Origin of the sequence: Blastomonas sp. CCH9-A1, from assembly GCF_001557175.1 — a bacterium.
Classification (GTDB): domain Bacteria; phylum Pseudomonadota; class Alphaproteobacteria; order Sphingomonadales; family Sphingomonadaceae; genus Blastomonas; species Blastomonas delafieldii_A.
This window is the reverse complement of sequence record NZ_LSHM01000050.1, coordinates 19,429-42,610: the sequence shown is the minus strand read 5'-3', so window position 1 is coordinate 42,610 and position 23,182 is coordinate 19,429. Positions and strand designations below refer to the sequence as shown.

The 23,182-nt window shown below is 63.9% G+C and carries 24 protein-coding genes; 4 read left to right on the top strand and 20 right to left on the bottom strand.

The features are described 5' to 3' along the window. The first annotated feature begins 17 nt into the window (after positions 1–17). Positions 18–293 carry a hypothetical protein gene (locus AX725_RS14540; protein ID WP_066119250.1) on the top strand — a complete coding sequence of 92 codons (276 nt, stop codon included), beginning with the start codon at positions 18–20 and terminating at the stop codon, positions 291–293. A gap of 53 nt (positions 294–346) precedes the next feature. On the opposite strand, the gene AX725_RS14535 is transcribed toward AX725_RS14540, so the two are convergent. The 20 genes from AX725_RS14535 to AX725_RS14440 all read right to left on the bottom strand — a co-directional run bounded on the left by AX725_RS14535 (position 347) and on the right by AX725_RS14440 (position 20,227). Continuing rightward, positions 347–3,673 (bottom strand): conjugal transfer protein TraG N-terminal domain-containing protein, encoded by a 3,327-nt coding sequence (locus AX725_RS14535; protein ID WP_066119245.1) that lies wholly within the window; start codon positions 3,671–3,673, stop codon positions 347–349. Positions 3,674–3,708: 35 nt separating this feature from the next. After that, positions 3,709–5,190 (bottom strand): conjugal transfer protein TraH, encoded by a 1,482-nt coding sequence (locus AX725_RS14530; RefSeq protein WP_231733296.1) that lies wholly within the window; start codon positions 5,188–5,190, stop codon positions 3,709–3,711. Further along, the gene (gene traF / locus AX725_RS14525) at positions 5,190–6,023 is read right to left on the bottom strand and encodes a conjugal transfer protein TraF (protein WP_066119239.1); all 834 of its coding nucleotides are present in this window, start codon (positions 6,021–6,023) and stop codon (positions 5,190–5,192) included. Before traF ends, AX725_RS14530 begins: the two co-directional genes overlap by 1 nt. 4 nt (positions 6,024–6,027) lie before the next feature. Continuing rightward, positions 6,028–6,459: a hypothetical protein gene (locus AX725_RS14520; RefSeq protein ID WP_066119231.1), complete on the bottom strand. Its 432-nt coding sequence runs from the start codon at positions 6,457–6,459 to the stop codon at positions 6,028–6,030. Next, positions 6,459–8,516 (bottom strand): conjugal transfer protein TraN, encoded by a 2,058-nt coding sequence (locus tag AX725_RS21555; protein ID WP_066119228.1) that lies wholly within the window; start codon positions 8,514–8,516, stop codon positions 6,459–6,461. Before AX725_RS21555 ends, AX725_RS14520 begins: the two co-directional genes overlap by 1 nt. Then, positions 8,513–9,256 carry a type-F conjugative transfer system pilin assembly protein TrbC gene (gene trbC / locus AX725_RS14510; RefSeq protein ID WP_066119225.1) on the bottom strand — a complete coding sequence of 248 codons (744 nt, stop codon included), beginning with the start codon at positions 9,254–9,256 and terminating at the stop codon, positions 8,513–8,515. The genes AX725_RS21555 and trbC overlap by 4 nt, the downstream gene beginning before the upstream one ends. Before the next feature lie 11 nt (positions 9,257–9,267). Further along, on the bottom strand, positions 9,268–10,275 hold the full coding sequence (gene traU, locus AX725_RS14505; RefSeq protein ID WP_066119222.1) for a conjugal transfer pilus assembly protein TraU: 1,008 nt from the start codon (positions 10,273–10,275) through the stop codon (positions 9,268–9,270). Beyond that, positions 10,272–10,565 carry a hypothetical protein gene (locus AX725_RS14500; protein WP_066119218.1) on the bottom strand — a complete coding sequence of 98 codons (294 nt, stop codon included), beginning with the start codon at positions 10,563–10,565 and terminating at the stop codon, positions 10,272–10,274. The genes traU and AX725_RS14500 overlap by 4 nt, the downstream gene beginning before the upstream one ends. Next, positions 10,565–11,224 (bottom strand): type-F conjugative transfer system protein TraW, encoded by a 660-nt coding sequence (traW, locus tag AX725_RS14495; RefSeq protein WP_066119215.1) that lies wholly within the window; start codon positions 11,222–11,224, stop codon positions 10,565–10,567. The genes AX725_RS14500 and traW overlap by 1 nt, the downstream gene beginning before the upstream one ends. Continuing rightward, positions 11,221–11,760 carry a S26 family signal peptidase gene (locus tag AX725_RS14490; RefSeq protein WP_066119212.1) on the bottom strand — a complete coding sequence of 180 codons (540 nt, stop codon included), beginning with the start codon at positions 11,758–11,760 and terminating at the stop codon, positions 11,221–11,223. Before AX725_RS14490 ends, traW begins: the two co-directional genes overlap by 4 nt. Positions 11,761–11,781: 21 nt before the next feature. Next, complete coding sequence (locus AX725_RS14485) at positions 11,782–12,333, bottom strand: TrbI F-type domain-containing protein (protein WP_066119209.1); 552 nt, start codon at positions 12,331–12,333, stop codon at positions 11,782–11,784. Continuing rightward, on the bottom strand, positions 12,330–12,698 hold the full coding sequence (locus AX725_RS14480) for a hypothetical protein (RefSeq protein ID WP_202185047.1): 369 nt from the start codon (positions 12,696–12,698) through the stop codon (positions 12,330–12,332). The genes AX725_RS14485 and AX725_RS14480 overlap by 4 nt, the downstream gene beginning before the upstream one ends. Positions 12,699–12,760: 62 nt before the next feature. Then, positions 12,761–15,313 carry a type IV secretion system protein TraC gene (traC, locus tag AX725_RS14475; RefSeq protein WP_066119201.1) on the bottom strand — a complete coding sequence of 851 codons (2,553 nt, stop codon included), beginning with the start codon at positions 15,311–15,313 and terminating at the stop codon, positions 12,761–12,763. Between the two features lie 3 nt (positions 15,314–15,316). After that, entirely contained in the window at positions 15,317–16,072 is a 756-nt protein-coding gene (locus AX725_RS14470; RefSeq protein ID WP_066119198.1) for a hypothetical protein, read from the bottom strand. Beyond that, entirely contained in the window at positions 16,069–16,878 is an 810-nt protein-coding gene (locus AX725_RS14465) for a DsbC family protein (RefSeq protein WP_066119195.1), read from the bottom strand. The genes AX725_RS14470 and AX725_RS14465 overlap by 4 nt, the downstream gene beginning before the upstream one ends. Positions 16,879–16,892: 14 nt before the next feature. Further along, a complete protein-coding gene (locus tag AX725_RS14460; RefSeq protein ID WP_066119192.1) occupies positions 16,893–18,203 on the bottom strand; it encodes a TraB/TrbI/VirB10 family type IV secretion system protein in 1,311 nt (436 codons plus the stop codon). After that, positions 18,200–19,024 carry a type-F conjugative transfer system secretin TraK gene (locus AX725_RS14455; RefSeq protein ID WP_353646944.1) on the bottom strand — a complete coding sequence of 275 codons (825 nt, stop codon included), beginning with the start codon at positions 19,022–19,024 and terminating at the stop codon, positions 18,200–18,202. Before AX725_RS14455 ends, AX725_RS14460 begins: the two co-directional genes overlap by 4 nt. After that, the gene (locus tag AX725_RS14450) at positions 19,021–19,599 is read right to left on the bottom strand and encodes a type IV conjugative transfer system protein TraE (RefSeq protein WP_066119189.1); all 579 of its coding nucleotides are present in this window, start codon (positions 19,597–19,599) and stop codon (positions 19,021–19,023) included. Before AX725_RS14450 ends, AX725_RS14455 begins: the two co-directional genes overlap by 4 nt. A gap of 1 nt (position 19,600) precedes the next feature. Further along, positions 19,601–19,885 carry a type IV conjugative transfer system protein TraL gene (traL, locus tag AX725_RS14445; RefSeq protein WP_066119186.1) on the bottom strand — a complete coding sequence of 95 codons (285 nt, stop codon included), beginning with the start codon at positions 19,883–19,885 and terminating at the stop codon, positions 19,601–19,603. Between the two features lie 33 nt (positions 19,886–19,918). After that, positions 19,919–20,227 carry a hypothetical protein gene (locus tag AX725_RS14440; RefSeq protein WP_066119259.1) on the bottom strand — a complete coding sequence of 103 codons (309 nt, stop codon included), beginning with the start codon at positions 20,225–20,227 and terminating at the stop codon, positions 19,919–19,921. A 386-nt stretch (positions 20,228–20,613) separates the two neighbouring features. Here AX725_RS14440 and AX725_RS14435 point away from each other — a divergent pair, with 386 nt between their 5' ends. The 3 genes from AX725_RS14435 to AX725_RS14425 all read left to right on the top strand — a co-directional run bounded on the left by AX725_RS14435 (position 20,614) and on the right by AX725_RS14425 (position 23,175). Continuing rightward, positions 20,614–21,102, top strand: coding sequence for a hypothetical protein (locus tag AX725_RS14435; protein ID WP_066119183.1), 489 nt, complete (start codon positions 20,614–20,616; stop codon positions 21,100–21,102). A 92-nt stretch (positions 21,103–21,194) separates the two neighbouring features. Then, positions 21,195–21,422: a hypothetical protein gene (locus AX725_RS14430; protein ID WP_066119180.1), complete on the top strand. Its 228-nt coding sequence runs from the start codon at positions 21,195–21,197 to the stop codon at positions 21,420–21,422. A 391-nt stretch (positions 21,423–21,813) separates the two neighbouring features. Then, entirely contained in the window at positions 21,814–23,175 is a 1,362-nt protein-coding gene (locus AX725_RS14425; RefSeq protein WP_066119177.1) for a helix-turn-helix domain-containing protein, read from the top strand. Positions 23,176–23,182 lie beyond the last annotated feature (7 nt).

Below are 23,182 nucleotides of genomic sequence, written 5' to 3'. Positions count from 1 at the left end.
GCCGGAAGGATATCACCATGTCGTCGTTCGATAACTGGCCAAGTGCGACCTCGTCGTTCGACGACGCTCCGAGCCGTCGGTTTGAATCGGCCGCGCCGGAGTTCAGGTCTTTCGCCTCCAACCCTTCAAACCCTTACGATTTGACTACGGGATTGGGCCGCCACCTGATGGACGGCTCCCCGGTTTCGGGGTCGAATCTCCCGGTTCCCGAACAAGAGCTGTCTTGGAAGCAGTTCGGCTTGATGGTCGCTCTTGGCCTTTTTGGCGCGGTGGCCCTCAGCCTGATTTTCTGAAGATGGCTTGCCAGCCATAACGAACGGCGCGGCATCGTTGCCGCGCCGTTTGCTTATCCTCGATTGCCGAAATTCAGGTGCAGGTGGTTGTCGTGTCCCCTGTACGGCTTGGTCAGACCTTCGCGGACGAGGACCGGGTCGTTGAAGAGCACCGTCATTCCGGGGTTACGCTCCTTCATGAACTCGATGTAGTTGCGCGTCTGTTCGCGATCATAGGACCGGCTCTGCCAGTTGGTGGGCTGGTTCGAACCGTCGTGTCGGAACGGTCGAACGTCGACCTGACGTCCGACCTCATGCGTGTCATGGCCTGGAAGGTCTCCCCCACCCCGCCGGCTGATATCGCCAATGTTAACTGGCGAACCGCCACGAGCGGACCATGCGGCGGACGATTGTGCCAGCTCGCTCACGAGCGACGCCGTGCCGTACTGCTGGCTCTGTGGCGAATAGCTCCTGAAACCTGCGCCTGATCGCGGCAAAACCGTCTGCACCGGTCCGGCGCCGACATTGCCCCCGCCCATGCCAAGCTGATTCTGGACCCAGTCAGAGGCTTCACCAATTCGCTCGCGAGCGCCCTCTATCAGCGGCGAAACGACAGGCATGGTCTCGATTAGCGATTGATGATTGCGATGGTCGACATGCGCCCCAAGATCTGCGCCGCGGCCGCGTGCGTCGCTCACACGTCCGTCCAAGTCGAACCCTTCGCGCATTACACGAGCCGAGCCACCGAGAATTTGGTCCTGCACATCATCGGCAAGTCCCTGATCACGAGAGCTGGCGCGTACATCAACATCGGGCCCTTGGCCGCGCACGGCGGCTTGTTGCCGACCACCCCAGCCACGGACACCCTCGGCCGACGTGATCGACGGTCCGGTCAAGCCGGTGTCCAACCGATCGGGGATTCGCAGCCCCATCTTTTCGCGGGCATCGTTGATCTGCCTGTTGACGAAGTCGTTCAGCAGAATGTCGCGGACTTGGCGCTGTCCCTCCGTGCGAGGCATGACCATGCCCGGCGTCCACCCCTGCGAGGACAGGAGGGGATCGGCGCGAAGGCGTTCTTGCGCATACGTGACGAATTCCTGCGTGTCGTTCTGATTGAGGCTGTACCCGTTCGAGGAAGACTCGCGCAGATCGTCCGACACTCGCTTGAACGTCTCCTCGCTAATGGCCGCCTCTCGCGTGAGACCACGCGACTCGGTGACGCCCGCCGATAGCCGTTCCGATAGGGACCGCACGCGGCTGTCCGAGCTGCTGCTGGTCTCCCGTTGGAAGTCGTCCCGCGCAGTGCGCGCCTGACTCGTATTGGTCTCGCGGAACAGATAATCTTGGATTTCCGACAGAGCTTGATCCGCGGTAATCGTCCGACCCGTTTCATTTTGAGCGGACGTTACGAGGCGTGCGGCCAGACCGGCCGTTGCTTGCGCGCTCAGACCAGGCAGCGAGCTCCCCTTCCCAACGCCACCTGAGAGACCGACGTTCCCTTCCCCGATCATCTGCGAAGTACGCGCAATCCGATCCGCTTCGGCTTCCGTAAGGCCGAACCGAGATTGCAGCCCACTCGAGATCCCACGGGACACATCGTGCATCCGGCTCAAGCTGTTGTTGAAGCCAGATCCCGTTTCCGTTCCGCTCGATGCGCGCTGCTCGGCCGTTCGCAACAGATCCGTGCCGGTTTGCACCGTCGCCTGCCAAGATTCGGATGCCGATTGCCGCCGGGAGTCAACGAGCGACTGCCCTTCCGAAAGCGTCCGCGAGACCGCCGCATCGAAGCCACTGGTCCGGGTCGGGGTGAACGCAAGGTTCGAGATACCTTGCCGGGTGTCATACGCGTAATCCCCGTTCGCGAAGCCATGTTCAACCCCGCCATCGGCATTGGTGAAGCTGCTGCTCGCGAACCCGCCAGTGATGTATGGCCGCTCATCCCACTTGTTTGCCTGACGCATGTTCGACGTCAGGTTCTGATAGGACATGTTGCCATAGCTGTAATTGCCGGTGGTCCGCTCCGACGCGGCCGCCTCGGCAGCGCTCTGTGCCGGCGCCAGCATCGACGTTGCATGCCCGGCGATCGCCATTGCGCCGCGCGCCATGCCGGCGGCCAAGAACGGCACGCTCATCATCAGGAACCCGGCGACCGTCGCGATATCGTTGTTTACGGCCGTGATCCCGTCGACCACCAATAGTGTTGGCCCGGTAGGTGAAATTGCCGCGTAGGAACTGGCCGCCCTGTTCATCACGAACATGTGCAGGATGACGTAGAGCGGGCCCCAGCTGGCGAGATAGAAGAAGCCTGTCGCGTAGCCCTTCAGCGTCGAGATGCCTGTCCGCGGGAAAAGGAACAGCGGGAAAATCACCGGGAACATCGCGTAGAACACGACCTGCAGGACGATGCCAAGCAGCGGCACCCACGTCATCGCCTGCTGAGCGATCGACGTGTAGGTATTCCGGGCCTGGGCGTCAGCGCGCTGCGAAGCGTAGGCGTCCCATCCAGCGTCCGAAAAGCTCTCCCGCGCGGCAAGGAAAGCGTCGATCGTCGAGACCTGCTGCAGATACTGATATGCGTCGCCGCTCGTCCCGTGCATTGCCGCCGCGACCTGCGGAATATCGGCTTTGAGGCGCGCGAGTGCCGCAGAGTCGACCATCTTGGGATAGGTCACCTTCGCCAGCTTGGTCGCGTCGATGTCGAGCAACGCGTTCCACTGCGCGGACATGCGGCCGTAGGCGTCGTTGCATGGGATGATGTACGAATCGACTGTACCGCCTGCGGTCTTCTCCAGCCACTTCTGCGCGCGGGCCGTGCTACCGGGCCCGATGTCGCTCCACAGGTTCGACGAGTTCGTCAGCTTCTCCATTGGCGTGAAGCCGAGCAGGACGTCGTAAAAGACGCACTGTTTGAAATGCTCATCCATGTTCGCGCGGAAGACGGGGTCCGTGATCTGGAAGGAGTTTTGCGCTTTTTCGAGAAGGCGCGCGCCGTAGATCATGCCGCCGGCGTTCATCTTGAGCGCGGCGGGCATGACGAAGACCGTTTCGGCCGTCTCGGCCATCCAGTCGCCGAGCTGGCTTGTGAACGAAGCCATCACGCCGAGCCCTAGTGGCACGTTGTCGACAACCGAGGGCGCAAGGCTGGGATCGATCCGATCGGTGACCTTCACGGTGACGGTCGGGACCAGCAGCATCATGTAGATCGCGGTGGCCTGGATGAACCAGTTCAGCCACGCGCGCCAGTCCATCGAGAAGGCGACCACGAAGAGGGAGTAGGCAAGGCCCATCACGAAGACGACCTGCAGCATGGATCGGAAGCCCCCGCCCCCGCTCCACGCCGCAACGGCGTTGAACGTGTTGACCAGATATTCGCCGCCGCCGACCGTGAAGATCTCGAGCATGGCCTACCCTTCCCCTCTGCCGGCTACGCCGGCGCCTACCTCAGACCCTGCGCCGACAATCCACGGCCGAACCGGAGGGATGACGACAGCTGCGGGCTCATGGTGTTCTTCAAGGTCGCCTCGAGCATCTGCGTGCGTTCGACGATCCGGTATGTGTTCGACAGTTTCGAGGCGAGCTGCTGGCTCTTGTCGGACAGGTTCTTTCGGACGTCCTCGACCTGAGCCCGCCAGGCATTGAAGTTAGCCTGATCCGGCGCATCGTAACCGACCTGGGCTCGGTTCACATCGTCGAGCATCCGGTCGATTTGCGCCATGAGCACATCGACGGCGACGATCTCGGCGAGACTGTCGACGTCGCCGCGGCCAAGCCCGAAATGCGACGCCTCGTTGACGACGAGAATCTTGTAGAGCGGAATGCTGCTCATACCGAGCAGGTTGACCTCGTCGCCCGACAATACGCCGTTCGTCCGGATCTTCGTCGTCATGCTCTCCATCATCGCCTTGACCCGATTCTTGTAGGCCATCGCGCTCGTGACGGTGAGGCTGCGGGGTTGCGGATTGAGGCACTGGTCGGGCCCGGTTTCGCCCCCGCAGGTATAGACCTGCGCAGGGTGGGACGCCGTGCCATCAAGGAGCGCGGTGTAGGTGTCCCAGCTGGCCGGACCGATGAAACGGAACTTGCCCGGCTCTGCCTCAGAAGCCGGAGCGATCTGTATGATCGTTCCGACCATCGTCATCAGCCACTCAGCATATTCGACGCTGGGTGCGGTGGCGGAGCGGCTCATGAGCGCATTCCAGGTCAGGTTCTTCGATTTGAGCAGTTCGGCCTGCGCGTCCGTCGACGACGCCGTGACACTCGACCGCGTGTTTTGACCCTGACACTCGTGTCGTGCCTTCGCTTCGTCGGAAAACAGGCCCGAACTGCGGCCGAGGTTCTGGCAGATAGTCTGGCTCGCACCGTCCATCTTCGGCCAGAGCGCGCCGACCGCGGCCTGCGCCGCTTGGCAACTCGACATGTTGAACTCGTTCATCTGCTGGATCTTGTGGCTCATGTCTTTCATGACGCCGCCGATCTGCGCGGAGATGGAATCGATCGCGAGCTGGAAGGCAAAACCGATAGCGTTGTTGGCGGTCGCCTTTAGGGTGGCGACGATTTCATCGGTGTTGATGAAGCTGAACGAGCCTCCGAAAAGGTCGATGCCGCCACACCCGCCGCTTGCCTTGGGCAGCTGAATGTTGATCGGATTGATCGTCTTGGTCGGGAACCGCGTCCACAGGCTGCCGCCCGAATAGTAGCCCGCTGCCTGCCCGTCGAACGCGGTCGGACCCGTGACGTTCGCGGCGGCGCCGGCGGAGTTGAAGAACGAGTTCATCTCGCTGTTGACGTCGGCGAGAGCGGGCGTCGCCGCCCAGCTCATCGCCGCAAGCACGGTGATCGATGTCGCGCACCGGCGTCCGAGACGCCGAGCGAGACGGGAAGCGCGCCCCGTAGCGGGCAAGGATGCAGGATCAGCCATCAGAAGTCCTTCCCCGGCTCGACGTTGGTGAGGGTGAAGATGCGGTCCATGACCTCATCGGCCGCCATGACCCCGTACCCGATGGGCATCGGCTGCTTGGTGACGGTGTCGTAGAGGACCAGCGCCGGCACCTGCTTGCCGCCCATGCCCATGGCTTGGAACTGCCCGGTATCGACGAGGTATCGCGGGAACACCGCGCTGGGCCCGCCGTCCACCGAAACCGCCATCACGGTCATGCCGTAGCGGTCGGCGACCCCCTTCATGATGGGCGAGAAGACCTCGCATGCCGCGCAGCTGGACGAGAAGAAATAGAACACCCCGTACCGCTGGTTGACGGCCGCGAGCGCAGCATCACGCGATGCGGTTCGGGACGCTTCCCACGTCCGCTTTCCGACCGAATTGATCGGGCGCTGCAGCGTATAATCGAGCTCCGGGTTCTGCCAGATGGCTCGACGCCACACGTCTGCAAAGTTGGACGCGCGATCGAGCTGCGCCCGCTGGAAGGAGATGTATTCGGAGACGTTCTCCGTGGTCGGCTGCAGGATGGCCCGCGCCTTCAGTTCCTCGAGGTGCTCTCCAATCGCCGTCAGCTGCGCTGCGGCGGGAACGACCGGCACAGCATCGGGCTTCGCCGAGTCCGGCGCATCTTTCGGTTTTTCGCAATAGAACCATGTGCCGAGCTTGCGCTCGCGGCAGTAAAAGTCGCCACCCTGTTGGACTCGCACCAGGCCATCGTCGCTGCCCATCGCCCGCTCCTGCGCAGTGGCGATCGCGGGGACGAACGAGGTGGCGACCATGGTTGCCGCCAGAAGAATTCCGATAGCCTGTTTCATCGTGCTAATCCTTGTCCGGTTCCTTGTGTGACGTGCCGTGCTTGCCGGCTTCTTCCTCGCGACGCCGATCCTCCGCGACCTGCTTCAATATGAGATCCAGGATTGGGGCTTCGCTCCTGTCCAGAGCACGACGGAACTCGGTCCCGACTATGCGGATCATCGCTGAAAACGACGTCGCGACAGGCGAAACCGATCGCGCCTGCGGACGCAGTGTTCCACCCGCTTCCAAACGCAGAAAGTGCTGATGCACGAGGCGCCGCACCCCAGGCTGGATATCGCTGAGCGTGACATCCTGGCCGAACCATTCTGACAGGGTGCCGAGCAGTAGCGGAGCAGGCCTTGGCCCGAGGCGCAGCAGCGCGATCATAATGGCGAATTCCACGACCGAAAGGTCGGGCAATCCGCGTCCGCTCGCGAGCGGGGTTATCGAGGCCATCACTTTTTCCCATTTGCTTGGAGGTACGCCTCGATGCGCTCTTGTATTTGGGTTGTCGTTTCAAGCTCGTTGGGAAGTTTCGCCGCGTCGATGAACTCCGCATAGACCTCGCTGAAGTCCATGACCGACAGGTCGAGCATCTGGAATTCGGCGAGCGTGAAGCCTTTGCAGGTTTCGTCTTTCGGCTTTGCCCAGGCTTTGCCGATCTGGACTCGGCCCTGTTCCTGCAGGATCCGGCTCAGCTTGCTTTCAAAGCAGCAGTAGGCGTCCTTGCTCGTCACGCAGATGCCGAGAACCTTGTCGGAGCAGTACGACCCGACCCGATGGCACAGGCCCTTGTCGTCCTTTTTGTCGAGCTCGCGTTCAGCCGCGGAGCAGACGAACGGCGTGAGTAGCGGCACGCCCTTGCCCGAGCAGCAATTGGAGATGCCGAACAGCTTGTGGGTGCAGGTCTCGCGGGTGCCCGAAAACAGGGTCATCGTCGTTTCGTTGAATTCCTTGTTGGCCTGTCCGAGCGTGTGCAAGCCTACCAGCGCGTCCTTGAATTCGGTCGACGCCTCGCGCTCGATCGGCTCGCAGTCGCCGTTGATGCAATAGACGTCGTCGCCGCAGATATATTGCGTGTCGCCGGTACCGCCCGACGGGGGCAGCGGGCAGCGATAGACCTTGGTCGACACCTGGCACGGACCGGACTGGGGATCGTCAAGGCATTCGTCCCGCACATAGGAGCACTTCGGGTTCGTCTCGAGATCGCTGCAGTCGGATGCCGGTGTGATCGCCTGACAGGTGAAGTCGCGCTGCCAAGCCCAGCAGGCCTCGGTCACCGCGACGCCGCCGATGATGCGGGTTTCGCCGGGCTCGGTGCAGACCTCGGCCGACTTGGGCGTGCAGGTGGTATCAGCCTCCAGGCCCGCGCAGCCATCGACCTTCTTGGTCGTCACCGTCGTGGTCGTGGTTTGCTCGTGATAGCTCTTGCCCGGGTACTTCCTGTTCTGGATCGGATCGGCCGCGATCGCGATGTCCGCGGTGCAGACATATTCGGTCGCACTGTAGCGGTTGCAGAACTTGTTCGTGGACGTACCCCAGATCGTGTGCGCCGCACAGGCGAGCATCGACACACCGGTCGGCTTGCAGACGCCCGAGGAGACGTAAGGCGCGATCGCGCCGTAGCGCGCCAGCGGCGTCCCGTAGGCGCTGTCGGGCACCGAGAAATACTTGTAAGCGCTCACCGACGTGGTGACGGCTTCCATCCGGTTCGTGCAGGTGCGCGGCGTCTCGGTCACCGTCGAGCCGACGTTGCACATCGCCTCGTAATATTCGGTGGGTGCCGACGACGGCAGCGGGGTGCAGCTTCCGGTGCTGCCCCCCAGCGACTGCCCCTGCAGATAGGCGTCAGGGTCGGCGGCGATCGCCTTGCTGCGCACCAGCTCGTCGGGATCGACGATCACCTTCGTTCGTGCCGGGTTGGTGACGGTCTGCCACGTGTCACTCGACACAGCCGCTGTCGTCCCCTGCGCTGTCAGCCCATCGGGATCGTCCGCCAGGCTTTCCTGCGGGAGCTTGGCGCCCGTATAGCCGGGTACGGTCGCGGCGAGATCGGTCGACGTCGCAAGCCCGCCGTTCTCACCGCGCTTCGTTTTGCCGAACGCATTCGCATCGGCGCGCGCTGCGGCGACGTCGCCTTGCGGGAAGGTCATCGGACCGCTCGGGGTGTAGGGGGCGGTCGGGACGGGCCCGCCGCCGCTCGGTCCCGACGGCGGCGGTGCCGGCGTCGGGGAAGGCGCGGAAGGAGTGGGTGACGGAGTCGGCGACGGCGTCTGCGGCGGGGTCGGTGTCGGCGCAGGCGTCGGGTCGGTCGGAACGGGATCGACGGGCACAGGATCGACGGGGAGCCGAGGCTCCAGCGGCTGCTGCGGCTCGAAGTACGAGTAGTTCTTCAGATCATAGTAGCCGCCACTGGCTTGGGTCTGCTGGCTCTGTTGCGCGCCAGCGGTCGCGATCGGAACCAGCGCCGCGGCCGAGATCCCCGCTGCGAGAAGGCGGCGCCACGTCGTCACCTGGCCCCCCGCAGGTTCTTGAGCGCAGCGCGCGCAACGAGCGCGCCAGGTCCATTGTCGTCGGAAAAGGTCTGCAGGACGTAACTCGTCGTTACGTTTCCGGAGATGGAATCGAAGGGCGGCGGCGTGGTCTTGCAGGCGAGCCCGTCGCAGGGGCTGAAATCGCTTGAGACGGCGACGTAAGTCGGGACCGCGGTGATATTGAAGGCGCGGAACAGACGTGGGTCGATGCCGATCGACGCGAACTGATCGTCCTTCTCGACGACTTTCGACATCGCCGCGATGAACTGCTTGCCCGAGTTGTTCGGGAAGCCCCGGAACACGACGAAACCCCCGGCGGCTGACGTCTCGTTGATGATCTGGCGTAGCGCCTGCTCCGGCATGGAGAGGCTGACGAACACCATGAACTGCGGCGCTGTTCCGCGATTGTCCTTCAGGTTGCTTGCGGCCGAAGCGACCAGCTCGTCGAAGTCCACCGGACCCTTCGGGCCCTTGGCGAGGGTTGCAGGCTCGAGGCCCTTCACCTTTTCCATCGCGGCCGACTGGATCGTTTCTGCGTCTTCCCGGTAGTCCTTCGCCCGACGGGCGACTTCGTCCGAGAGGATGGCGGCGTCGGCGGCTTGCGCGTCGGCGCGGCGTTGGATCGCACCCAGATCCAGACCGTCCACGGTTTGTGCGAGCGCGGCCCCGACCCCGGTGCCGGCGGCGATGATGCCCAGTGTCAGGAGAGCCTTGCGCATCGTCCGTCCCCTCACAGCATGCAGCAGTTGCGCTTGCGCCACAGCAGGTAGCCGAAGTCCTCGCCCTTGACGGGGTAGCTGCGGCCCGCGTCAGGCGGCAGCGTCGAGGCGCCGATCGACGAGCAGGCATATTTCCCGCTGACCGTCGAAATCGGGTTCGTCATCTGGATGCGGTATTGCGACTTCTTGAGAATGGGCTGGATGTATTTTCCGCAGAGTGCCTTCGACCCTGCAGTGCCCCAGGCCAGCCCTTGCCGGTGCATCTTGAACAGCAGGCGTTCGGCCGCGAGACGCGACGACTGAACGGGCGAATTGTGCGCCGCGATGTTGCCGTTCATCGGGAACATCGGTCCGTTGCACCCCGAGCACCAGAACATCTCGTCGACGGGCAGCTTGGCGGTGGCCGCGGCGCAATCGCCGGCGCAGGCCGCGACCGCGAGCGGATTGGCGAACAGCGCGACTTCCGGGTTGATAAGGGTGGTGAGAGTGTCATCGTTCCACAGGGGATCGATCTCGGTCATGTAAGCGATGTCGAAACTGGCGCTCTCGAAGCACAGGAAGTCCGTCAGGATCTCCATCCAGTAGAGCAGCGGATAGACGTAGTAGTGTGCCTGCCAGTTGGCGGTGTTCGCTGTTCGCCCGCCCCCGAGCTCCGGGCCGGTGTATTGGCCGTGTCCGATATCGAGCCCGGGATCGAGCTTCATTCCACCGAGATTGGGGAAGCACCACGGCTTGGTCGTGACGTCGACGAGCCGGGCCGGCTCCCAGAATCCGATTGCCAGTCCGATGCGGGGCACCGGCGAACCGCAAGCACAGACCGGCAAGGCGGGGTTGCTTGTGTCGGGACGACCCGGCCACAGCTTCGCGCCGCCCAGCGAAATCGGAAACAGGCAGCTCCAGCAGATATCGGTGATCGGGTTGACGAACTTGCCTTCGCAATGGCCTGCGGCCTGCGCCGGTGCCGGCAACAGGGCAAGCGCGAGCGCGGCAAGCATGGACGCCAGGAGCCGCCGGATCATGACGCCGTCTCCGCGGGGCGGTCGGACGCCTCCCCGAGTTCATCGAGATAGCGATTATCGGCCCGGTTCTTGGTGACGACATAGATCGGTACCAGCACCGCGATGACGAGCAGCTCGGCCGCGATCATCCCCCCAGCCACGTTCCCGATCGCGGCACGTAGGGGGGCAAGCGCCGCGATCGAGCCGACGAGCAGCCCGCAGGCCACCAGAATGGTCATGCGCATCGACTTCAGCGCGCGGGTTTCCGGCGCGGCCATCGGTGTGCGGAGCAGGTCAAGCCAGAGCGGCATCAGGCACCGCCCTTCGGTTTCGGAGCGAGCAGCTCTTGGATGCGGAGCGCTTCGCCCTCCTGGCTGACGACAGCGGGAACATGCGCGATGCCGAAGTGCTGCGTCAGCTTGCCCTGCTGGTCGAAGAAGAAGCGGCGCTTGTATTCGCCCATGCGGTCGAACGGCGATCCGGCCACGAAGATGATCTTCGCCTTGGTCGACTCCCATTTGGAGGTCGCCCAGGCAATCTGTGCCGGATCCCGACCGTCGACGAAGACCAGATCGGTCTTCAGCTGAACGAGCCCGAGCGGATTGACCTTCGTTCCCCGCGCCGCGATCAGGTTGCCTTTCGCATCCCGGATATCGTCGGCGACGACGATCGACGGGTCGAACAGCCACGCGCGCGGCTCCTGCGTTGCGCCGAGTCCCGCCACCGGCTGCGGGTTGCGCACGCGATATTCCGTCTTGGCCGCGAGCTCCTTTTGCATCCGCGCAATACCGCCGCTCGCCTCGAGCGACTTCAGCTTGGCGTCGATCGTGGTCAGAAGATCGGGCTCGATCACCGGCCAGGTCTGCCCCATCACGCCATGGTCGCGCGCCATAGCGCTCATGACGAATGGCGGCACGGTGGAAAGACTGAGCAAGGTCACGCCCGTCGCGAGGATCGCTGCCGTTCTCACAGGATGGGTGTCCCAGTGCCGAGGATCGCCTTGCGACAGGCGAAGCCGATTTCGGCGTAGCGGCTGTCGAACCCGTCGGGGTGTGGCGTGCCGACGTAATAGCACCCTTCGGGGACTACCCCGGTCGGGCCGCGGTGCAGGATCTCGCCGAACCGCGAGCGTGGCTTCATGTGCGCCACGCGCTTGCCGTCGACATAGACCCATTCGCCCCGATGCTCGACCACCGCGCCAGGCATCCCGATCACCTGCTTCCCGAAGGGGCCTTGATCAGGCCCGAAATGCCGGCGAACCAGCTCACCCTGCGGCGGCGTGAAGAACACATATTCGCCTTTGGCCGGGACTTTGTTCTCGCTCACGAAGAATGCCCAATTCGGCAGGCTCTCGCTCGCGTTGACCATGAACGCATGGCTCTCCTGCCACGCGGTCAGGCTGTTGTAGCTGGCCATAAGGACAGCCGCCAAGGCGACCGCGCCCCACTGACGGATGCGCTTCTCCCGGCGTCCCGCAGGTGCGACGGAAACGGCGGCGGTGGCCATCTTGCCCCTCCCCTCGCCCGCTTACTGACCGAAGCCCATCGGGGCTGGAGCTGCCGGGCTGGGCGCCGGCATCGCGGCCGCCGCAGGCATGGGCACCTTGGCGTAGATGCTCTTGCGCACCTGATCGGTGATGTCCGGCACGTTCGACGACAGGACCGCCTCGCCCACCAGGACCGTCGTGCCGTCCTCACCGCGGCGCTTGAGCTCGCCGCCGAGCGCCGCCATGAACGCCTGCGTCTGCTGCGTGACGGCTTCCGGCGGCGCTGCGCTGCGCGCCTGGGCCTGCACATACTCTCCGACGAGCTGCTGCAAGCGCACGCTCGCCATCGGCACCGCTTCAGGCGGTGCCATGATCGACTTCGTCACCCACGCACCCCAGAGCAGGGCAACGATGACCGCCGCCGCGATCGCGAACGCCGACGGCGGCAGTCCCTTGGCACCCTTGTCGCGTCGAGGCTTAGGCGCGGGAGGGACGAGGGGCGCGGTGCTGATCGTTGAGGGCAGGTCGAGCTCGGGCTGACGCGGCGCGATCGGTGTCGCCGTGTCGCGGGAAAGGGTCATCGTGTCGGTCATGGCCTGTCCTTTCGGGCCGGGGCTGGGGTGACGAAAATGGCCAGCAGCGAGCGGAAGCGCGCGGCGGCAACGATCAGGAACAGGACGGTCGAAACCGTTCCGACGATCGAGAGGAAGGAGTCGCGGCGAAGCGTGTCGGCGGCCGTGAAACGGTTCCCGAGATTGGCGAGCTGCGCGAAGAACCCTTCCGCGCTCATGTTGCCCAGAGCGAGGAAGAACAGGACGTAGAGACCCATCGCCGCCAGCGACGTCACCGCGAGCCACCCAGCGACACGCAGCGCGACGTAGCAGGCGTCCGCGAACAACCGACCCGCCGCATGCGATCGTAGAGAGGCCGGGAGCGATGACGGCAGGGGTTCATCCATAGGGAGGATCCTCGGCGCCGGCGCCGCTCTGTCGGTGCGGGACAGGATGAAGGCCGGGGCGTTCATTCCGCCGCCTCCAGCGCGTAGTCATGCTGCGCTTCGGGGAAGGCGACCTTCTCGATCGCCTCGTCCATGGTGAAGCCGTCTTCGATCAGCTGCTCGATTTGGCCGAAGGTTACCGGCGACGACGAATACAGCGTGGCCGAGAAGGGATCGAGGACGAGGCGGCCGACAGCGAGCGTGTCCGGCCCCTTGATCATGATGTCGGAATACTCGACCCCGTTGCGCTTCAGCGAGCGAAGCAACGATTCGGTATAGGGATCCATGTCGAACCGGTCGTGCTTCTGGAAGTCCGAGATCGTCTCAGCCTTCTGCTGCAGAATGACCGACCAGTCGGAGTTTTCGAGCGCGGCGAGCGACCCTTCCGACTTGTAATAGTCGTTCAGCGACTGTGTGGCGGTGATGAGCGATGCGCCGTACTTCCGGCAGGTGCGGCTGTAGGTTTCGACGAAATCGGCCATCGAGCCGCCGCGGAGCATTTGCCACGCTTCGTCGATCAGCAAAGCCTTCGGGATCTGGCGATCGATCCGCCGCATCGTCTGCGACGAGAGGAACATGATCGCGGTCAGCACCACCGATCGCAGCTCCTCGCGGCTCGACAGGTCCGATAGCTCGAAGACCGTCATGGCGGCCGACATGTCGACCGTTGCCTCGCCGATGAAGAAGCGGCCGTATGTCCCGCGCGACGAGAACGGGAACATGGCCGTGGCGAGATCCTCGGCCTGGGGCGTCCCGATCTCGTTAAGAATGGCGATCACGCCGTCGATCGATCCGTTGCGACCGTGCTGTTCCCATTCCCTGTTCACGGCATTGTCGATCAGGCCCCGCTCGGTGTCGTTGAGGCGATCGATGTGGCGACCCATCTGGCCGATGATCGACTTGAGCATCGCCAGTGCATCAACGAGATAATCCTCGTCCTCGGCGATCATCGAGACGTCGATCATCGAGAAGGGATTGAGGCTGAAGCCGTCGCGCAGGCGAAACTCGACGAAATTGCCGCCGAGCATCTTGCCCATGTGTTCGAACGAACGTCCGTCGTCGATGACGATGACGCGAGCGCCGATGCCGGCGAGGGCCGCGCACAGCTCCTGCAGCGCGACCGACTTGCCCGAGCCCGACTTGCCGAACACCGCGACGTTGTGGTTGCCCGCCTTGTTCTCGAACGGCGACCAGAAGAACGGCTGACCGCGGCGGCCAATGAACATCAGATGCGGCATGTTGCCGCCCAGGAACTCGCCCTGCAACGGCGCGATGTTCGCCGCCGTGGTGGTGAGCATGGTGCGCCAGCGCTTCATGCGACCAAGGTCGTCGTCCAAATTATTGGCGAGGCTCATGGGCATGATGCTCATGAACGACATCATCTGGAGAAAGCGCTCGTCGAGGAGATCCCAGCCTGCTGCCTTATACATCGACTTGATCGTGCGCTCGTTCGCGTCGCCGCGCCCTTTCGGGCTCATGATGCCGACCGTGTAATAGGCCTGGACCAGTTTGCGGCCGAGGCGCAGCTGCTGGGTCACTTCCTCCCATTCCCGGCTCTGGTCCTTGAGCTGGGGAAGCAACCGTGCCGACTTGCTGTCGGCGAGGGACGAGGTCCGCATGAACTTGTAGCCCGCTTTCGATGAAGCGGATTCTTCGTCCTGGTAACGCAGGCACAGGCTGGTCACGGTTGGGCAACCCGGACGGAGCTTGTCCGAGAACATGTCGCCAATGAGCTTCTGCGAGTCCCACGGCGCCCACCGCTTCGGGAAATTGCGGACCGAGAAGAAGCGGTAATCGAACGTATCGGGGCGAATCTCCTCGTACTCGGTATCGCCGGCGAGCGTTGTGACGGCGCGCAGCGGCTCCACCGATACCAGGATGCGATCGGGGCCGACGGCGGTCTGGACGTCGCGGCGAACACACTGGTCGGCGATCGGGTCGAGGTCGGAATACTCCACCTGATGATCGGACACGTCGAACGCCGGCGCGGTGAGATCGTCGATCAGTGCCATGAGTTCGATTGGCGAGAACCGCGCGACCGAGATGTCGATCGACTGCAGGAGCGAGGTGATGCTGTCGCGGACCGTGATCAGCTCCTCGAGGGTGCCCTTGCCGAGCTTGAACGATACCGAGAGGATCACCCGGTGCTGCCGGACGTGGAAGGGTCCGTCGGCCGACAGCGAGGTCCAGGCCGCTTCCGCGAGAAACTTGGAGCGATGCTCGGCGATCTTGCGATGAACGCCGCCAGCGGCGAAGCGCGGCAGCGCGTAGCGGGCGATCGTCTGTCCGACGCGCGGGCTCTGAAACGCGAGGATCTGGACGCGCGATGCCGGCGGCAGCCCCTCGGACAAGAATTGCGCGAGGATCTCGCCGGTGCGCTCGTCGGCTCCGACCAGCGGCGCGACCTCGAGCGTGAAGCCGATCGAGTTGGTCTGGTAGAAGATCTCGTTCTTCCGGTCGTAGCTCCGATACGGCAGCCACTGCGCCAGCATCGGTGCGCCGTGGCCGGGCGTTCCTTCGTCGGGCGCACGATCGTCGCCAAGCAGGCGGGCGATGAACCCTCGTTTGGCGGCCATGCGTCAGTCCTCCACTTTGGGATTGAAGGCCGCGGGCCGGTTGACCACTCCGACCTGAGCGACCTTCGGTTCGGTTGCCGCAACGGGGGCAGGGCCGGCGCCAACGGACAGGCGTCCGCCCTTGGCCGCGCCGCGCGCCCGCGCCGCCGCAACAGCAGCAGGGCTCGGCATGTTCGGATCGAGCGCGCTCACCTGCTTGGGTGCTTCGTCCAACGCCGCCTGGTCGAGCTGCGCGAGGACGTCGGGGCTGACCGTCAGGTTGACCGTGCTGGCGAGAGGAACGCCGTGCGTCGCGCTCGCCTGCATCCACGATCCATTGTCGACGACTGCGCGCACCACGCTGGTTTCGTGGTAGCGCCCACCGCCATCGACGTGGCCGGGAAACACGATCCGAAGCACCTTCTGGCCTACGGGCACCGGCGAGCCGGCGGTCGCGACTTGCTGAGAGGCGTTCGCGGCGACGACCGCGGGACGGCCCTCGGGGGCCGGGCGAAAAGGGCCAGCGGGTATGTAGCTGGCATCGCCGGTGATCTCGGCGAGGGCCCGATCGTCGATCACCGTGGCCGGAGCGCATGTCCCCTGTCCGACCGCTCCGCACGCGAAGCTGCCGTTGATGTTGGTCCCCAGCGTCGTGCAGCCCGCCAGCGCGGCGATCGCGCCGCAAAGGCCGACGACAGCCTGCGCGCTTGGACGACGACGCCACTCGCTGACCCGGCAGGCGGGAAGACGGATTACGGACGGACGAACGCTGCGCTTCATGATGCGTCTCCCTTGAGCCAGGCAATCAGGGCCGCGCGCGGTCGGTAGCCCTCGAGGACAGCGCCGTCGGCGCGGACGAGGACGGGCGTGCCCGTGAAACCATGCTTCCTCGCGAAGGCCTCGTTCTCATCGAGGCCCGTCGTGTCGCACTGGCCGCTGCCCTGCACCGGCTCCTGCGCGTATGCCGCCCGAACCGCGCGCGGCTGATCCTTGGCGCACAGGACGCGATCGGCCACGTCGCGCGTGCCGAGGACCGATATCGGGCGTTCGACGACGGTGACGTTCATGCCCTCGAGCTGCTGCGAAAGGGCGCGGCAATAGCCGCAATGAAAGTCCGAGAAGACCGTCAGCGTCGGACCGCCGCGCTTCCACACGATCGCGCCCTTGTCCGACAGCTTCGACAGATCGACCTTCTGCGCCGGCGCCGCCTCGACTTCACGGCGCGCCCCGCCCGCAGCCAGACTGGCCGCGTCGCCGCCGGCACCGCCCGCTGCCGCCTTGGCGGCGCCACCAACGAGCATGTCGGGGTTCAGGTCGAGCAGGCGGGCCGCGGTCAGATCCTGGCGCGTCTGCATGTCGTACACGCGGCCGATGACCAGATACCGTGCGGAGGGGTCGACGTAGAACAGGTTGTCGCCGGCGACGACCTCGCAGAGCGAGCCGATCTTCTTGCAATCGACCGCGGTTACCTGCGTCTTGGGAAGCCGGGCCTTCAGCAGCTCGGCGACGTCGGGGGCCGATGTGGTAGCCGTAACGCCGACCATCATGGAGAGGGCAGCAAGACCGGCCTGGGTTGAATTGAGCATGGGTTTCGACCCTTTCAGTTCTGGATGAAGACGCCGTCGAGGAAGACGATCTCGACATCGATGCCGGTCGGCATCTCAATGACGGGCTGATACTGCTCGGCGCGCTCGATCAGATATTGCGAGACGTTCTTACCGGCCTCCTGCGCACCACCCGCAATCGCGTTGACACCGACGCTCTTCGCGGAAGGCAGCTCTGGTTCTCCACCACCGAACACGGGCACGCGTTGCGCATTCTGGAACGCATTGCCGATGCCGCCGATAAGCCCGGCGAAGAAGGCCTGGGTAGTGAGCGAACCTTCCCGGCTCACCACCCTGCCCCGCACACCCGTCTTGCCGGCGAAGCTGATGAAGCCCTTGACGTCCGACACCGCGAACCGACCGTTCGCCTGCGGACAGGTCATCCGCTGCAGCTTCACATAGACCTTCTCGCTGGAGAGATCGCCGCGCGCCGCACCGTTGACCAAGCATCCTTCGATACGCGTCGTCAGGAGCTTGCCGTCCCGATAGACCGATCGCGCGGGACCGGTGATGCGCAGGACGACCGGCAGCGGGTCCGTCTGGGAATTGACGCCCGCCGAGGCGTCGACCCCGACGATGACACGCGCCTTGGCGATGGAGTTCGGCGGAAGATAGTTCGGGCTGTCGGTGTAGCTGGTGCTCCCACCCGAAATCCGCGTCGCATTCCCGGCGGACCCCGTCTCGAAGGACACCATCTTGATGTTGCGCGGGCTGTAGGCGGACACTGCGGCGGCGGCGGCCGCCCCGGCGGCGCTTTGCGCCTGCGGCGGAGCCGCCGCGCCACGCGCCTGAGGCGGAACGCCGTAGTAGGGCATCGCGGCGGGCGGAGGCGCGGATTGGCGCTGCGCGAGCTGTTGGCGAAGCTGGGCGTTCTCCTGTTCGTAGGCCCCCATGACCCGCTGGCCGTCGGACGCCATGCCTTGGTTCTCGGCTTGCAGCGCGGCGATCTGCGCTTGCAACGCATCCATCTGGCGGGCCTGCCCGTCCACCGACTTCAGCTGGTTCTGCATGCCCTGCATCTGGGCTTCCGACGCGGCCTGCCATTCGCGCTGCGACATGTTCCGATTGACCATGTCGTCTGTCGCGATCTGGATCTCTTGGCCATTCTCGTCGACCTTCGCCGGGTCATCCTCGCCGTCGTCGAAGATATACATCGACCCGAGAACCAGGGCGACCGCACCGACGCCGCCCATGAGCATCATCTGCTTCTTGCGGACCTCGTCGTTCGTTCCGAAATCCTCGACATCGACGGTATCGTCGCCATCGAGCTGCTTGGGCTTGCGCTTGAAGGGATTGGAGAGGTTCATGGCCGTCCTTCCGTCGTGCTGGCGGCGATCTGTCCTGTTGGGGTGACGATGTACGCGGTCGTGACCGCGCCTGCGGCGAGATCGGGCTCGGCGACGCTGACGGCGATGGCATTGGTCGGTGCCAGCACCTGTTCGTCGAGCTTGACCGGCTTCTTGCCGGTGTTCTCGATCCTGAGCGCACGTCCGGCCAGATTGAGACCGCGATACTCGGTGATCATCTGGACCTTGAGGTCGCCGACCATCACCGCGTTCATCGACGGCTGACGGATCTCGAACCCGTCGAGAGACTGGCTTTGATACATCGCCTGAACGAGCGCGGCCGAGGTATCGCGCGGACTGGCGGCGCGTGCCAGCTCCGTCGGCTGCTCACCAAGGATTTCGCGGTTCTCGACGAAGACCTGCTGGGCGCCGTCGCCGCTCAGGCGGCACGCGAACTTGTAAACGTAGCCCTTGGCCGTCGTACCGAAGAACGAAACCCCGGCGTTGTTGTAGCCTTCAGGGACCGAGATGTAGATATCGCCGCGGGTCGGCTCGTTGACGACCGAGAAGTCTTCGGTCTCCACCCCCGTCGTCAGTTTCGACACCGAGGCGAACCGATCATCCTTGAGGCTGACCCGCGTCAGACCGCTTTTGGAGATCGTACAAGCAACCTCGCTGTTGTCCTTGGCGAGCAGCGTCTCGTCGGCATAAGCCGGAGTGGCCAGGGCGAACAGGCCGACCGCGATCAGCGTTGCGCCGATCCCGCGCGAGGCGATGCACAGGTGCCTCGAGGCGAAGACGGTGCCCGTGCCAAGGCACCCGAAGGCGATCGCGGTCATCATTCCTCACTCCCCAGCGCGTTGCGCTCGGCAGGCTTCACCATCCCAAAGCCCTGCAGCTGCAGAGACAGGCCGGAATATTTCCAGATGAAGCGGAAGCGCTTGATTTCGGCGGTGACGGCTTTCGAGCCGACGACGGTGTGCAGCGTGCCGGAAACCTCCGAGGTCAGGCGCTCGGGGTCCACCTTCATGCTGCTGATCGTGTAATACTGGCTGATGCTCGAGCCGCCCTGTTCCTGCACGACCTTCATCAGGTCGCGCTTCAGCGCTCCGTGGGATTCGGGCGCTGCGATCTTGAGCAGCGATTCCATCCAGTAATTGAGATTCTCGGGTGACCGGTTCAGCGCGATAAGCGCCGTGTCGCGTGTCACCATTTCCAGATATTCGGGGCTTACGCCTGTCGACGAGATCGTCAGCGGGCTGCGCAGGATGGGCTGGAGGACCACCTCGCGATCGCGGGTCGCGCCGACCATGAAGAGGATCACGACGAGGCCCGCGAGGACGATGGCCGTGATGCCGAGCGCGTTGCGCTGCTTGAGGACGCGCTGGTTCTGCGCAAGTCCGATTGAATAGTCCATGTCAGCCCACCATCAGTCGAAGGTGGGAAGGCGGCGTTGCCTTTAGCCCGGTGAAGCTTGCTGGCAGGTACCAGTAGGCCATGTGGAGAACCCACGATGTGGCCTTGCCGGCTTTAAGCTTGCGAAACCCCCACCAGCCTATGACCGACACCATCAACCCGATCATGATGTGCTGGCTGAGAATGCCCCAGACGAATGGGATCGCCATCGCCAGGAATTCATCCAGCGTCCAGAAGCCGATCAGCTCCGGATCATCGAGATGCGAGTGGATGGTGTACCGGTCCATTGGCTAAGCCGCCTTCCAGATTGCGCCTGCGTCTCAGATCGTCGCGGTGACGGTCGAGGTGACGATCGGAACACCGGTGCCGGCGCCGACGCCGACGGCCACCGGAACGGCGACCTGGCCCAGGCTGAAGCGGCCCGAAGCGAGCGCGACGATGCCGCCGGCCAGGCTCATCACGGTGATGATCTTGCCGCCGGAGCCCTCGAGGAAGTCGGTGAACTTCGTCAGGGCGGTGTCGAAGGTGGTGTCGGCACCGGCATACGCGGCGCCGGCGCCGAGGATCATGGCCAGCACCAGTACGGCGAGGCCAAGGAGGATGCCGTTGATCGGCAGCTCCTTCTTCATCGAGAGTGCAGTCATTTGCAGTTCCCCAGGTTTAAGCTCGCGCAGGATTGCGAAGCCGTCGTTAGGGAACGGGAAACCTTTTCGCGGTTCAATCGTATTGAGGGGTCGAGCGACTCGACTCGTCGCACCTTGGCAGCCCCCTTCCCCACCATGGGAAATTGGCTCTCAAGGAGAGCAGTTGGGTTCGCACTTTGAGGAGCTTTATTCTTAGGCCGAGCAGTTCCGTTTCCGACCCCCTAGGAAGAAAATTCCTCGACACGCCAGAACGTGCTTTCTATTGCAATTATATTGCGTAGAAGGGCACCGTTAATCGTGATTCGCGTCGCCTTTTTGGTTGACAGCCACGACCCCCGTTCGTCATTTTAAGAGCGTTAGGGGGTCGCTTTATGCCCGGTCACGCTTTCCTAGTCTCGCCACACAACGTCGCGCTGCTCGAGGCCTATAAGCATGTGATTCTCGAGGCTTGGCACCGCCAGAATATCACCAACGCCGAGGTCGCTGCCTTTATTGGGCGCGGGACCAGTCTCGTCAGCAAGATCCGCAACGGACGTGCGCCGATCTGCTCCAAAATCGCGAATCTTCTGATCGAACTCTTCGCCCTCGACCGCGCGCGGTTGTTCTTGGCGATCGAGATTGCCGGCAATGGCGATCTCTATTTCGATCCCGCTTTCAAGAACGCTTCCCATGCCGCGGTGGTGTTCCTGCAGGATCTGGTGACCACGCTCGACGCCGATGAGGACGCAGACAAGCGCGCGATATTTGCCGCCTTCTCGAAGCCGACCATCGAGCGCGTCGCGCGCGAAGCTGGGCACAGCGTTGTCGAGCAGTTTTCGGTGCATCTGCACTCGCCCGCCCGTCAGAAGGCCGCAGGTTAACACATTCTTACTTGCCAGCTGGTTGTGCAAGGACTAGTCCCGAGTCTGAACTAGTTCCGTTGGATTCGAACGGACGTCAGGCGGAGGTACCTGTGGCATCAGCTCAGCAAAAACGCCAGCAACGCAGCCAGCTGCGCGATCAGGGATTCAAATTCCTGGAAGTCTGCTTGCCCAGCCAGACTGTCGAGCGGATCGATCGGCTTAAGACAGCCCTCGGAGCGGAGTCCCGCAACGAGGTGTTGCTTCACCTAATCCACGGCACCTTAGACGATGCCCGCTTGCCGGCGGACAGCGCCCAGATGGAGCTTGGGATGCAATAAAAAAGGCCCGGTTGCCGCCGGGCCTTTTTTGAAATCCTGTCTGGAGGATCGTCCTGTCGACGCCCCTCCTAGAGACAGACCGGATTTGGCGCAAGCGATTTTGCGCACAGCTGAGCTGTGCCTGCTCGCGAACCGCCGAATGAGCCGCCGACCGGAACCTGGTCGGCATGTAGAAGGAAGAAGGAGGGAACGGCCACAGACCAAAAAAAACCCGGCCAGTGGCCGGGCTTTGTGAGGGTGACGCTTGGGAGAGCGACCGGTTGGGTCGTCCCCAGCTGAAATACGCATCGCCTACCTAGGCTCCCGCCCGACAAATGGCAAGTCTGAACCGTGATTTTCGCGGCGATGGCCTGTGTCTGCGGCCGCTCTTCGATCGCGAGGGAGCGAAGGGATGAGTATTGCCGAAAACGAGGTCCGCAGGGGCGTATCAGGGGGAATCGGGAGCCTGTTGCCGATCCTCCCGATGTTCGACTGTGAGCCTCTCGGGCTGGAGCTTCCGGCGCCAATGAAAACTGGCGGCGACCGAGCCGAGTGGGAGGGTCTCGTAGCCGCGCGACTTGCCATGCTCCCGGCAATCCCAGACGCCGCGCGCGGGAAGGCCGTCCGCGATCGCGTTCTTCGAGCCGCGCTGTTTCTCGAACGGCATGGCGCGGTCTCGCACCCGTCAACGCGCAGCCAATGGCGCAATATCGTCTCGCTCCTGAAGCTCACAGCTTGCGATGCGGACTTCTGGTCTCCGACCGGGCCAGTCGTGGGGATTGACGACGCGCAGTTGCAGGAACGCACCGGCCTGCAGAACCCGGGCCGGATGTTCCGCCAGCTGGAGAAGCACGGCCTGGTTATGCGCTGGAACAGCAAACGCAACGGCCGACGGCATTGGCGCCGCAGATTCGACGGCACGGTCGATGCTTCGGGTTGGTCCCTCGCCCCTCTCATTTTCCTAGTCGATGCAATCGAGCTGCTCGTCGACGAAGAACACGAACGGCTGCGACTGCGCTGCGAATTGCCCCAGCGGATCACAGTGGCCCTCGAAGCGATCAGGCGCATACTCCTGTCGGGCGCCATTGGCGCCGAGGATGCCGTACTAGCCGAGGGCAAGGCGGCCGACCTCGCGAAGGAGCGCGACAACGCACGCAAAGGGCGTCTGGAGCGCCTTCAGGCTGCCGCCGCACACGCCGAAGCGCTTCTCCACGGCCTTCTCTCACAGGCGATCCCTGGTGATCGCGAACTGCCACGGGACGAAAATGGTCCGGTCCAACGAGACGAGTCTGTTCCCGCCTATACAAACGATCACTCAACGTCAGTCACTGTAGATGGCTTGGCGGAAGGACGTAGCGGCGATCGTGGTCCGTCGTCTCAAGCGTTGGAACAGGACGACCGGTTCGGGATCAAGAGAAGCGGGTTCGAATGGACCGAAGTCCCTCACCTCTTCCCCTTCATCGACGGTCTGGTGCAGATCAAAGAGCGCGACATGCGCCGTACCGCCTTTGCCATCGGCGCGATGATCAAGGTCGAGGCCAACACGGTCGACCGCGCTGTGAAGGCGATAGGGGCTGATGCAACCGCCCTGTGCCTCCTCATCGCGGGGCAGCATTTCGTCCAAGGCGACATCCGTCGGACCACCGAGATCTACTTCCGCGGCATGCTGAAACGCGCGCGCGAGGATGACCTCAACATCGGGCACACGCTCTTTGGCCGCCGCGAATCGTTGGGTTTGCATCGCGTGAAGAGTAAAACGGGCCAAAGCGTGTGAGCCGCCT